The sequence below is a fragment of the Nocardioides sp. genome (genome assembly GCF_036374615.1).
GTDB lineage: Bacteria > Actinomycetota > Actinomycetes > Propionibacteriales > Nocardioidaceae > Nocardioides.
Genome location: NZ_DASUTK010000048.1, coordinates 1 through 10527 on the forward strand (window position 1 = coordinate 1; position 10527 = coordinate 10527).

General features: G+C 73.2%; 11 protein-coding genes. 3 read left to right on the forward strand and 8 right to left on the reverse strand.

The genetic code is table 11. The features are described 5' to 3' along the window. Positions 1-142 precede the first annotated feature (142 nt). Complete coding sequence (locus VFZ39_RS03930) at positions 143-1351, reverse strand: ATP-binding protein (RefSeq protein WP_330864418.1); 1209 nt, start codon at positions 1349-1351, stop codon at positions 143-145. 63 nt (positions 1352-1414) lie between these two features. Then, positions 1415-1675 (reverse strand): hypothetical protein, encoded by a 261-nt coding sequence (locus VFZ39_RS03935; protein ID WP_330864419.1) that lies wholly within the window; start codon positions 1673-1675, stop codon positions 1415-1417. A 65-nt stretch (positions 1676-1740) separates the two neighbouring features. On the opposite strand from VFZ39_RS03935, the gene VFZ39_RS03940 reads away from it, so the two are divergent. Together VFZ39_RS03940 and VFZ39_RS03945 are read left to right on the forward strand one after the other, a co-directional pair. Continuing rightward, on the forward strand, positions 1741-2607 hold the full coding sequence (locus VFZ39_RS03940; RefSeq protein ID WP_330864420.1) for an Fpg/Nei family DNA glycosylase: 867 nt from the start codon (positions 1741-1743) through the stop codon (positions 2605-2607). Positions 2608-2636: 29 nt separating this feature from the next. Further along, positions 2637-2954: a rhodanese-like domain-containing protein gene (locus VFZ39_RS03945; RefSeq protein ID WP_330864421.1), complete on the forward strand. Its 318-nt coding sequence runs from the start codon at positions 2637-2639 to the stop codon at positions 2952-2954. Positions 2955-3019: 65 nt separating this feature from the next. On the opposite strand, the gene aat is transcribed toward VFZ39_RS03945, so the two are convergent. Continuing rightward, positions 3020-3700, reverse strand: a complete 681-nt coding sequence (gene aat, locus VFZ39_RS03950; protein ID WP_330864422.1) for a leucyl/phenylalanyl-tRNA--protein transferase — start codon at positions 3698-3700, stop codon at positions 3020-3022. Between the two features lie 58 nt (positions 3701-3758). Between aat and VFZ39_RS03955 the strand changes: the two genes are divergently transcribed. Further along, positions 3759-4439, forward strand: coding sequence for an EcsC family protein (locus VFZ39_RS03955; RefSeq protein WP_330864424.1), 681 nt, complete (start codon positions 3759-3761; stop codon positions 4437-4439). On the opposite strand, the gene VFZ39_RS03960 is transcribed toward VFZ39_RS03955, so the two are convergent. The 5 genes from VFZ39_RS03960 to VFZ39_RS03980 form a co-directional block, all read right to left on the reverse strand. Then, positions 4400-5626: a hypothetical protein gene (locus VFZ39_RS03960; protein ID WP_330864425.1), complete on the reverse strand. Its 1227-nt coding sequence runs from the start codon at positions 5624-5626 to the stop codon at positions 4400-4402. The genes VFZ39_RS03955 and VFZ39_RS03960 overlap by 40 nt on opposite strands. After that, positions 5623-6717, reverse strand: a complete 1095-nt coding sequence (locus VFZ39_RS03965) for a hypothetical protein (RefSeq protein ID WP_330864426.1) — start codon at positions 6715-6717, stop codon at positions 5623-5625. Before VFZ39_RS03965 ends, VFZ39_RS03960 begins: the two co-directional genes overlap by 4 nt. Then, on the reverse strand, positions 6714-7802 hold the full coding sequence (locus VFZ39_RS03970; RefSeq protein WP_330864427.1) for a hypothetical protein: 1089 nt from the start codon (positions 7800-7802) through the stop codon (positions 6714-6716). Before VFZ39_RS03970 ends, VFZ39_RS03965 begins: the two co-directional genes overlap by 4 nt. After that, positions 7799-8731, reverse strand: coding sequence for a hydroxymethylglutaryl-CoA lyase (locus tag VFZ39_RS03975; protein ID WP_330864429.1), 933 nt, complete (start codon positions 8729-8731; stop codon positions 7799-7801). Before VFZ39_RS03975 ends, VFZ39_RS03970 begins: the two co-directional genes overlap by 4 nt. 8 nt (positions 8732-8739) lie before the next feature. Next, positions 8740-10527 (reverse strand): acetyl/propionyl/methylcrotonyl-CoA carboxylase subunit alpha (locus tag VFZ39_RS03980; RefSeq protein WP_330864428.1); only part of this gene is annotated, 1788 nt, incomplete at its 5' end.

Here is a 10527-nt window from a genome sequence, read left to right on the forward strand (position 1 = left end):
GCTTGCCCACGAGGCGTGGCACCTCTACCTCTACGAGAAGCGCAGCGGGCAGTGGCAGGTCGTGCGCGAGCAGGCCACCGCGGTCGGCGGGTTCCCGCCGCCAGGCACCGGCTCCTAGCGCGGAGGCGCGCGGTCCAGCAGGTCAGGCCTGCTGCCGCAGGTACCGCCCGAAGTGGGGCACGGTGAAGGCGATCCTGCCGCGTTCGGACGCGTAGATGAGGCCCTTCTTGAGCAACGCGTCGCGGGCCGGGGAGAGGGACTGCGGCTTCTTGTCGAGGACCGCAGCGACGTCGGCCGTCGGCACGCTCTCGACCTCGTCGAGCGGAGCGGCCTCGGCCAGGGTGACCGCGGCGTCGGCCATGGCGCGCAGGTAGTCGCGCTCCCCCGGCGTCGCCCGCTCGAAGCGGGAGCCGAAGAAGCCGACCGCCAGCTCGGACTCCGCCTCGGGCGCCGCGACCGCCACGTCGCCACGCGAGATGGGCGAGCGCGGGGCGCGGTCCCAGACCGCCTTGCCGTAGGCCTGGATGAAGTAGGGGTAGCCGCCGGTGGCGTCGTACATCGCGGAGAGGGCGTCCTCGTCGTACGACGCCCCCTCGTCTGCGGCGGGGGCGACCAGAGCCCGATCGGCGGCCTCACGCGGCAGTCGGTCGATCCGCTGGTAGCGGAACAGTCGCTCGGAGTAGGACTTCGAGGCCGACAACACGGCCGGCAGGTGCGGCAGGCCGGCGCCGACCACGATCAGCGGCAGCCCGGACTGGCTGAGCTCGTGGCAGGCGGCGCACAGCGCGGACACGTCGTCCGGGCCGAGGTCCTGCATCTCGTCGATGAAGACCGCGACCCCCTTGCCCTGGTCGGCGGCGAGCCCGCCGAGGTCGGTGAACAGCTCGACCAGGTCGATCTCCACGTCGCCGGAGTCGGCGCGGCCCTTGACCGCGGGCGCGTCGATGCCGGGGTGCCACTGCTCGCGGAGCTTCGCCCCTTGACCCGCCTCGCGCTGCGCGAAGGACCGGATCACGCCGAGCACGTGTGACACCGACTCCTCGTCGCGGTGCCCGAGCTCACGGACCGCCTGGTGAAGTGCGCTCGACAGCGGGCGGCGCAGCGACTGGTCCGGCCGGGCCTCGAGCTTGCCGGTGCCCCATCCCGCGCGGACCGCTGCCGAGCGAAGCGCGTTGAGGAGCACCGTCTTCCCGACGCCGCGCAGACCGGTCAGGACCAGCGACCGTTCTGGGCGGCCTGCGGCGACCCGAGCGAGGACGACGTCGAACGCCGCCAGCTGCTCGTCGCGGCCCGCGAGCTCGGGCGGTCGTTGGCCGGCGCCGGGCGCGTACGGGTTCCGGATCGGGTCCACGCTCGGAGGGTATCGGCGTGTCTAGCGTGCGTCGTAGATTCGCGGCGGCGCGTCACCCCGCCGTCAGCCCACCTCGCCGAGGCGGGCCTTGCGACGGGTGAGCGCCACGTCGTACGCCTGGTCGAGTCCGGCGCGCAGCACCTCGATCACGTCGGGGACCTCGTCGACGTCGAGCCGGAAGGAGCCGGTGCAGACGTTGTCTCGCCACAGGGAGAGCACGACCAGCCCGGCCTCCTGGTGCCAGGAGATCCGCAGCGCTCGGTCGCCCCCGCGGGCGTCGAGGTGGATCGACCCCGACTCCGGTAGCGGGCGGGCCTTGGGCACCTCACCATTCTGCGCCTCCGCCGGCGCCGGCGGTAGTGGTGGAGCACGACACTAGACTCGCCACCGTGCCCGAGCTGCCCGAGGTGGAGGCGCTGGCCCAGGATCTGCGGGGCCGGCTCGCCGACCGTGCGATCGCCAAGGTCCACATCGTGGCGTTCTCCGCGCTGAAGACGTTCGACCCGCCGGTGCAGGCCCTCGAGGGCACCCTGATCGACGACGTCACCCGGCACGGCAAGTTCCTCGACATCGACGCCTCGGGCCTGCACCTGGTGTTCCACCTCGCTCGCGCCGGGTGGATCCGCTGGCGCGACGAGCTGCCTCCGGTGCCGCCACGCCCGAGCAACAAGTCGCCGCTCGCCGTCCGGGTCGTGCTGGACGACGACACCGGCCTCGACGTGACCGAGGCCGGCACCAAGAAGAGCCTGGCGGCGTACGTCGTGCGGCAGCCCTCCGACGTCAAGGGCATCGCGTCCCTGGGGCCCGACCCGCTCGCCGAGGGGTTCACGATCGACCGGCTGGCCGAGATCCTGAAGGGCGCCGGCCGCGCGCAGGTCAAGGGCGTGCTGCGTCACCAGGGCACGATCGCGGGGATCGGCAACGCCTACTCCGATGAGATCCTCCATGCCGCGAAGATGTCCCCGTTCAAGCCGGCCAACGGCTTCACCGACGGCGAGCTGCAGACACTCTTCGACGCGATCCGCGACGTACTGGGTGACGCCGTCGAGCGGTCGCGTGGACTGGCCGCCAGTGAGCTGAAGGGCGAGAAGAAGTCCCACCTCGCGGTCCACGGCCGCGCGGGCGAGGCCTGCCCGGTCTGCGGCGACACCGTGCGTGAGGTGAGCTTCGCCGACTCGAGCCTTCAGTACTGTCCCACCTGCCAGACCGGTGGCAAGCCGCTGGCCGACCGCCGGATGTCTCGACTGCTCAAGTGAGAGGGCACATGTTCTCCTCCATTCCCGCCGTGACCGTCTCCGATCTCGACGACCCGCTCCCCGACGGGCTCTCGGTGCTCGATGTGCGCGAGCAGGTCGAGTGGGACCACGGGCACATCGACGGCGCCCAGCACCTGCCGATGATGGAGCTCGTGGAGCGGCGCGACGAGATCCCGCAGGGACGGGTGCTCGTGGTGTGCCGGGTCGGCAACCGGTCCGCGCGGGTCACGGCGTACCTCGTCCAGCAGGGGTACGACGCCGTCAACCTCGACGGCGGGATGGTCGACTGGGCCGGCTCGGGCCGGACGATGGTGAGCGAGACCGACGGCCGGCCACAGGTCGTCTGAACGCTCGATACTCCGCCGCCAAATCCATCAAATGGGGCGGGCAGATCGATGTTTTTCGCGGCGGACTACCGCGCGCGCCAGGCCGCTGGGGCCGGCAGCGGCAGCGCTGCCGCCAGCCGCGTCAGGTACGTCTCGCGGTCGATCTCCACGACCCCCAGGCTGGTCAGGTGCGGCGTGGCCCACTGGACGTCGACCAGCCGGCCCTCGGCGTGCTCGTCGGCCAGCAGGTCGACCAGGCCGCGCAGGGCGACCTTGGAGGCGTCGGTCTCGCGGTGGAACATCGACTCGCCGGCGAACAACCCGCCGATCGCCACGCCGTAGAGCCCGCCCGCGAGCCCGCCGCTGCGCCAGGCCTCCACCGAGTGGACCCAGCCGAGCTCGTGGAGGCGGAGGTACGCCGAGCGGATGTCCTCGTCGATCCAGCCGCTCGGTCGACGCGGGTCGGCGCAGCGGTCGATCACCTCGGCGCAGGCGGTGTCGACCCGGATCTCGAACCGGCGGGCCGAGCGGCGCAGCGACCGGCTGACGTGCATCCCGTCCAGCGGTAGCACTCCACGGCGTACCGGGCTCCACCAGCCGGGGGCACCGGCTTCGGGGAAGGGCATCGGGAACAGACCGCTCCGGTAGGCGGCCAGCAGCGTGCCCGGCTCGAGGTCCGCGCCGATGGCGACCAGGTCGTCGTCGTCCGGCCACCGCTCAGGCGGCGGGAACCCCCAGCCGGTCGGCGGCGGTTCCACGGGCGGCATGGCCTCGACCGTAGCGGCGCCGCGGGCCCGACCCCCACCCCCTCCGTAGGATTCCGGTATGGGCGCGATCAGTTCGATCTCCAAGCGGTTGGCTCCGCGGGTGGCCGACGTGGCACCGGGGCTGACGGCGTCGTTCGTGCGCGAGGCGCTCCGGCGGGCGATCGAGGGGGTCGGGCCGCTGCCGCCCGCGGCCAAGGCGGCGGAGGCCCAGCTCGAGGAGCAGCACGGCGACATCGACCGCGCCATCCACGAGGTGATCGAGAACCACGTCCGCTACGCCGGCGCCCAGGGGTTCGTCACCAACATGGGCGGTCTGGTGACCGCGGCGGTCGCGATCCCCACCAACATCACCGGGCTGGCCCTGATCGAGTGCCGGATGGTCGCCGGCATCGCCCACCTGCGTGGCTACGACCTCGACGACTCGCGCGTGCGCAACGCGATCCTCGTGTGCCTGCTCGGCGACGAGACGGTCAGCGACATGGTCAAGAAGAAGAAGCTCCCCGCGCCCCCCATGGCGCTCGCGACGGCGCCCTCCTACGACCCCGGGCTCGACGTCAGCGTCTCCGGCATCGTGGCCGCCGACCTGATCACCAAGGTCGCGGGCAAGCGGCTCGCGACCACGGTCGGCCGGCGGGTGCCGGTCGTGGGCGGTGTGGTCGGTGCGGGAGCCGACGGCATCCACGCCTGGCGGATCGGGCGCTACGCCGACCGCGAGCTCCTGCTCCGCGCTGCCCGGTAGACCCGGAGCGCGGACCGGCCCGCCCGGCTCCCCTGGAGACGGCGCACGGTCTTCTCGCGCCACCGGTACGTCGGTCGCAGGAATGCCCGCTCCAGCTCGCGCCGGGTCTCGTCGAGCTCCGCCCGCAGGTCGCGCTCGGTCCGCACCAGCCGGGCGTTCTCGACCAGCAGCGCGGTGACCGCGTCGAGCGCGGCGTCAGCCACCTGCGCCTCGTCGGCCCGGTCCGGGTCGGCGTACGTCGCGGGAGGCGGGTCGCCGACCAGGTCGTCGAGGTCGCCCACGACGTCGTACCCACGCTCGCGGATCACCGCGCTCCACCGCTGCTGCAGCTCGGCGACCCAGCCGTGATCCTCGGGCGGCAGCGTCAGCCGGGGCGAGTCGGTGCGGCGCGACAGGGTCTGGTGGGCGATCAGCTCGCGCACCAGCGGCCGGTAAGCCGCCGGTGGGACCAGCTTGTTCGCCTTGATGTTGATCCGGCGCACGGCCGTGGTCTCGGGCACGCCCAGCGACGGGTTGACCCGCTCCGGTTCGACGTCGAGGTCGAGGTCGTCGAGTCCGAAGGTGGTGCTGAACCGCTGCCACAGCAGGTCGCGCGGCCCGCCCGGCCGCGGCACCGTCACCAGGTGCACGCGCTCCGGTGGCAGGTCGGCCGCCCACCGGTCGAGGATGTCGGGGATCTCCTGGACGCCCCAGAACCATGCGCCGATCGCGCTGTCGCGTTGCGGGTCGCGGACCTGGTCGAGGAACCGGCCGTAGGGCAGCTCCCGGCGGTGCTTGACGTTCTCCTGCCACTCGGCGGGGATCTGCCGCACCAGGTCGCGCACGGAGAGAACGACGTGCACCTCGGTGTCAGGGTGCCCGACCGAGGCGAGAGCACGGCCGACCTGGGCGCGCGATGCGGTCGCCAGGATCTCGTGGCTGATGATCGCAGCGCGGTCACCGGGCTGGCCGAGGAAGTCACGCACCTGCCCGGCCAGCGCGTCCCACCGCCCGACCGCCTCGTTCTCCAGACCGCCCCACGGCAGCTGCATCAGGTCGAGCGCCGCGAGGAAGTGGGCGTCGAACCGCTCCGCTGCGTAGAGCACTCCCTGCTCGCGCAACCGGCCGCGGTTGCGGAACAGCACGTCCTGGAAGTGGCTGGTGCCCGTCTTGGGGGTTCCGACGTGGAGCAGGACCCGGCGGCTCACGACCCCTCCTCCGGTGTCGGCGTCAGTGCGGCGGACAGCAGCAGTCGGAGCGCCAGCGCGAGCGTCTCGGCCACGTCGGGGTTCTCGACCCCGGCCCGGTCGACCGGCAGCACCAGGCCTGCGTCACCGTGGACAGGGTAGCGACCACGGCCGAGCTGCCGGTGCAGCCGCTCGGCCTCGCTGCGCACCCACGCCCGGTGGGCGCTGGGCACGGCGAGCGGCAACCCTGGGGCGTCCGCCAGCACCGGTCGGAGCACATCGGTGATCAACCGCGCCCGGTCCTCCGGCGCCGCCAACGGCCGGAGCACCGCGCACACGCGACGGCCGAGGTCGACCGCGGAGGCCGCCATCGGCTGCGGCAGGCCCGGCCCACGGCGTACGCCGACCAGCCGACCCACCAGGGCCGGATCCGTGACGACGTGGACCCGGTTCGGCTCCGGTCGGTCCTGCTCGCGGCGAGCCAGCGCGTCGAGGTCGAGCGGTCCGGGCAGGTCGCCCCGAGACACCCGCCGGGCGAGCCACTGCGGCCACGGCACGGCACCGTGCCGGAAGCAGTGGGCGCTCCACAGGTCGACCAGCATCCGGCCGGTGTCGGTCCCGACGACGACCACGCGGCCGCCGTACCCGCCCGGGGGCCGGCCGCGGGCGATCAGGTGGCGACGCCAGGGCTCGACGTGCTCGGGGTCGCCGAGCAGGTGATAGCGCACCCGCCACGGCCGGAGCCGGCCGCGGCGCGGTGGCGACGGCGTGTGTCCCGCGACCTCCTCGGCGAGGAGCACCGCGGCGAGCCGGGTGAGCTCGGTGTCGGGAACGGTGGTGGGGTCGACGGGTCGGGGTCCGTGGTCGGGCACCGGCGGCCCGTCGACAAGCGGCAGCCCGGGTCGCGCGCGACGGGGCGGGTCGACGGCGAGGATCCGGCCGGCGAGCACGGCGGACGGCCGGCCGACCAGGTTCGCGCGACGCAGCAGCTCGAGCTGCTGGGCGCCGGGCAGCACCGGTCCGGTCGCCGGGCCTGAGCCCGTCCAGTCGCGCCACCGGGTCGTGCCTCCCTCACGCAGGTGGGCGACCCACCCCCACGCCCGCTCGGTCACCGGGAGCGCAGCCGTTCCGCGTTCTTGCGGAGACGGCCGGTGAGCCGGTTGTCGGGGTCGGGTCGGGCCGCGGCCTCGTTCGTCATCGCCGCGAGCGCCTCCATCGCAACCCGGAACCGGAGCCGCGGCCTCACCCGATCGGGGTTGCGCCAGGAACCCCCGTCGGCCGGTCGGACCGGCATCAGGTCACCGACGTCCCCGACGACCTCGACCCCGGACTGGTCGACCCACTCCAGCCACTGCCGGGTGCGCTCCTCGACCCAGTCGTAGTCGTCGGGTGGCAGCGTGATCCGCGGCGAGTCGCCCCGCACCAGCTCCTGCTCGGCGAGCATTTGCCGGATCAGGTGGTCGTACGCCGCCTCGCGCCGGGTCTCCCGGTCCAGCCGCACGTTGAGCTGGCGGAGCACCGCGGTCTCCACGACGCCCAGCGACGCGTTGGACCGGCTGCTCTCGACCGGCCCCCAGGCCGGGTCGATGCGCACGGCGCGGCAGAAGCGCTCCCACAGACCGTCCCCCGGCGTCGTCTCGGGCGGGACGGTCACGACGTGGATGTGCTCCGGCGGCACGTGCGCCCCCCAGGTGCCGAGCACCGACGGCAGGTCGAAGGACCGCGCGAACCAGGTCCGGCCGTGCTCGGCCTGCCGCAGGAACCGCTGGTAGCGCCACTTGCGGCCCTGCTTGATGCTCTCCTGCCAGGCGGCCGGCAGCTGGCGCGCGAGGTCCCGCGCGGTGTAGACGATGTGCACGTCGGAGCCGTCGAGGTCCTGCATCGCCTTCGCGACGTAGCGCGGCCGGGCGGGCGCGAGGATCTCGTGGCTCACCACGACGGTCCCGGTGCGACGCCGGATCCGCTTCACGAGCGCGTCCCAGCTGCCCTTCGCGTGTCCCGGCTCGCCGCCCCAGTCCTGGCCGAGCAGGTCGAGGGCTGCCCGGAAGTGGAACAGCGCGGGGCTGACCAGCGGTGAGCGGCTGGGGAAGTGGACGGCGTGCTCCGCCAGCGTCGCCACGTTGCGCGTGAGCCGGTCCTGCAGGTAGGTGGTGCCGGTCTTCGGCGCTCCGATGTGGAGGTAGACCGTCCGACTCATGCTGGTGATTCTGCCGCACCGCTTCCGAGTGCCCGCACGACGGCCGACGGGCTGGGCCGTCCGAGCACGCCGGCCATCCACACGCTGGTGTCGACCAGCGCGGCCAGGTCCACCCCGTGCTCGATGCCGAGCCCGTTCAGCAGCCACACGAGGTCCTCGGTGGCGAGGTTGCCGGTCGCGGACTTCGCGTAGGGACAGCCGCCGAGCCCACCGGCACTGGCGTCGAACGTCGTGATGCCGCACTCGAGGGCGGCCAGCGCGTTGGCGAGGGCCTGACCGTAGGTGTCGTGGAAGTGCATTGCGAGCTGGCCGACGGTCATGCCGGCGGCGGCGAACGCGTCGAGCAGCGACCGGACGTGACCAGCCGTGCCGACCCCGATGGTGTCGCCGAGGCTGAGCTGGCTGGCACCGAGGTCGAAGAGCCGCTTGCCGACGTCGACCACCTGGGCGACCGGGACCGGGCCCTCCCACGGGTCGCCGAAGCACATCGACACGTAGGCACGGACGTCGAGACCGGCCTCACGTGCCCGCCGGACCGTGGGCTCGAACATGGCGAGCTGCTCGTCGAGGGAGCGGTTGAGGTTGCGCTGCGCGAACGTCTCGGTCGCTGAGCCGAAGATGGCGACGTGACGCAGCCCGAGCTCCAGTGCCCGGTCGAGACCGCGCTCGTTGGGCACCAGCACCGGGCAGTCACGACCTGCGTCACCGAGGCGAGTCATCAGGTCCGCGGCGTCGGCGAGCTGAGGCACCCACCGCGGGTGGACGAAGGACGTCGCCTCCACCACCGGCAGACCGGCTCCGATGAGTCGGCGTACGAACTCCGCCTTGGCGTCGACCGGGACGATCGCAGCCTCGTTCTGCAGCCCGTCTCGTGGGCCGACCTCGTAGATCAGGACCCGGTCGGGGAGACCCTCGCGGGGCTCGACCATCGGCAGCGTCACGCGTCCTCCTCCTGGTCTTGAGCGGGCAGGGAGTGCACGACGAACAGGGTGTCACCGAGCGCGACCTGGGCGCCCGGCGCGGTGCCCACCGTCGTCACGGTGCCGGCGAACGGCGCCCGGAGTGCCAGCTCCATCTTCATCGCCTCCACGGTGCCGAGGACGGTGCCCTCCTCGACCGTCTCGCCGGTGGTGACGCGGACGTCGAGCACGGTCCCGGGCATCGGGGCCGTGACGCTGCCGTCTGAGGTCGCGGCAGCACCGGCCAACCGGTCCGGGCGCCTGAAGTGGTGTCGCTGGCCGTGGAGCGCGACGTCGACGAAGTCACGCTGCGCGTTGACGACGGCACGGACCCGGTGTCCGTCGACGACCGCTTCGAGCACGTGGTCGGCGGCCGAGATCTCGCGCACCGCGAGGCCGTCGACCCGGCCGGTGGCGCGGTCGACCACCACGTCACGGTCGAGCTCGACCAGCGTGGGAGCCGGGGGGCCGGCGATGCGGAATCCGTCGGCCTGGAACGGGTGGCCCGTGTCGAGCGAGGTGACCATCGCCGACGTCCACGCCGCCAGCGCACGCGGGAGCTCGTCGTCAGGGGAGGGCACGTCGTGCTGATCGAGCCAGGCGGTGTCGATCGTCGCGTCGCGGAACTCGTCGGAGGCGACCAGCGCCCGCAGGAACCCGGCGTTAGTCGTCAGCCCGAGGATCGACGTGCGGTCGAGGGCGTCGACCAGCAGCCGGCGGGCGGACTCGCGGTCGGGGCCGTGTGCGATCACCTTCCCCAGCATCGGGTCGTAGGAGGTGGACACGACCTGTCGGGGTTCGAGGGCGTGGTCGACGCGGATGCCGTCTCCCGCCGGCCAGCGGACGATGCTGGCCTGCCCGGCCTGCGGGAGGAACCCCCCGAAGGAGTCCTCGGCGTAGACACGCGCCTCGATCGCGTGGCCCGTCAGCCGGACGTCGTCCTGCGCGATCGGGAGCGGCTCGCCGAGGGCCACCCGGAGCTGGAGCTCCACCAGGTCGAGACCCGTGACCAGCTCGGTCACCGGGTGCTCGACCTGGAGCCGGGTGTTCATCTCCAGGAAGTAGAACTCGCCGGTCTCGTCGTCGAGCAGGAACTCGACGGTGCCGGCGTTGGTGTAGCCGACGTGGCGGGCGAGGTCGACGGCGGCGCTGGTGATCGCCGTGCGCTGTTCGTCGGTGAGGGTCGGGGCCGGGGCCTCCTCCAGGACCTTCTGGTGCCGGCGCTGCGCCGAGCAGTCGCGCTCGAAGAGGTGCACGACGTTGCCGTGGTGGTCGGCGAGCACCTGGACCTCGACGTGGCGGCCGCGCTCGACGTACCTCTCGAGGAGGAGGGTGTCGTCCCCGAACGCGGACGCCGCCTCGCGCTTGGCCGCGGCGATCGCACCCTCGAGCTCGCCGGCGCTGCGGACGATGCGCATCCCCTTGCCGCCGCCGCCGGCGGCGGCCTTGACCAGCAGCGGGAGGTCGAGCGCCTCGCCCGGCTGGGCCCTGGGCACCACCGGCACCCCGGCCTTCACCGCGATCTCCCGCGCCCGATCCTTGCGCCCCATCTGCTCCATCACCGCCGCCGGCGGGCCGACGAAGGTCAACCCCGCCTCGGCGACCCCCGCGGCGAACTCCGCCCGCTCCGACAGGAACCCGTAGCCGGGGTGCACCGCGTCGGCACCGGTGCGCCGGGCCGCGTCGAGGAGAGCCTCGATGTTCAAGTACGACGCGGTGGCCGGCGTCGGGCCGAGGTGCACCGCTTCGTCGGCCGCCCGCACGTG